The sequence below is a fragment of the Pontibacter rugosus genome (genome assembly GCF_042678745.1).
Classification (GTDB): domain Bacteria; phylum Bacteroidota; class Bacteroidia; order Cytophagales; family Hymenobacteraceae; genus Pontibacter; species Pontibacter rugosus.
In genome coordinates, this window is sequence record NZ_JBHTLD010000434.1 from 1 (window position 1) to 1,149 (window position 1,149).

The 1,149-nt window shown below is 38.9% G+C and carries 2 protein-coding genes; one reads left to right on the plus strand and one right to left on the minus strand.

The window, feature by feature from the left end; genetic code table 11:
- Nucleotides 1-469, plus strand: a 469-nt coding sequence (locus ACFQ2O_RS21750; RefSeq protein ID WP_377533031.1) for a DUF2147 domain-containing protein, incomplete at its 5' end; no start/stop codon positions are given.
- Nucleotides 470-564: 95 nt separating this feature from the next.
- On the opposite strand, the gene ACFQ2O_RS21755 is transcribed toward ACFQ2O_RS21750, so the two are convergent.
- The gene (locus tag ACFQ2O_RS21755; RefSeq protein ID WP_377533033.1) at nucleotides 565-1,032 is read right to left on the minus strand and encodes a hypothetical protein; all 468 of its coding nucleotides are present in this window, start codon (nucleotides 1,030-1,032) and stop codon (nucleotides 565-567) included.
- Nucleotides 1,033-1,149: the final 117 nt, after the last annotated feature.

Below are 1,149 nucleotides of genomic sequence, written 5' to 3' on the forward strand. Positions count from 1 at the left end.
TATTACGTTGTATAACTTTAACAAAACTGATCATCACATGAAAAAGCATCTTTTTACTCTATTAGTACTCATGCTATTCTCTACATGCGCATGGGCACAAAAACTTTCACCTTTAGGCATTTGGACAAATGAAGAAGGAAAAGCCAGATTTGAAATTTATCAGTGTGGTGATAAGCTTTGCGGTAAGCTGGTAACATTAAAGGAACCAACACGAAACGGCAAACCAAAATTAGACATCAATAACCCCGATAAAAAGCTACAGGACAGGCCACTTATGGGTCTTGAGTTTATGAAGGGATTTGAATACGACGGCAACAATAAATGGGATGATGGCACCATTTATGATCCGGAAAGCGGAAAGACTTACTCTTGCTACATGAAGATGACAAGCAAAGATAAAATGGAAGTAAAAGGCTATATCGGCATCTCGTTAATTGGGCGTACACAGAACTGGACGAGGGTTAAATAATTATACTAAAAAGGGTTAGCTGTAGAGCTAACCCTTTTTTATACTTCTTCCAGAAGCCGCAGCCGGTCTAATATATAGTTATAGCATATCAGAGATTAATATACCTGCAGTACTTTAACTTCACGATCTCTGAAAATAAAAGTTTCACCAGCAGCTTTACCTTCCATAGCCTTAAAAAGCGGGGACTTTCCTGATATGGCAAAGTATGACTCCTCCTCTATTTTGATTTCTCCTAAACTCACGCCAATAAAGTAATTCTGCAAACTTGTATGCACCACAGCACCCAGCGATACATCGTGGTTTTGTTTGGTAGCATTAATTCTCATAAGTATACTTTGGGTAGTCATCAACTCATCTAACTGGCGGGCGAACATATCGCGCTGTATCTGACAGTTTTCTCTGAAAGATTCAAATTTATCTTCCATTGCTCCCTGGCTTTCATTGGCACTACGCTGTGCTTCATCCATTGCATCTTTTGCAGCTTTCATCTGTGCACTTAAAATTCTGGAGCACTCCTGAAGCAGATGTTTTTTAGTTTCTAAATCCTGTGTCAACATTTCCATAGTTTATTGCTTTTTAACCAGCCATTGCTACACCTGCACCAACTTTGCCGCAGTCAAGCATGCCTCTGGGGTTCTATACTTGCTTAAAGTAAAATTATAAATCTGTCTCTATAAAAC

What these genes read in the sequence shown, in the direction of transcription:
- ACFQ2O_RS21755 (WP_377533033.1), bottom strand. Translation starts at nt 1,032, where the DNA reads ATGGAAATGTTGACACAGGATTTAGAAACTAAAAAACATCTGCTTCAG.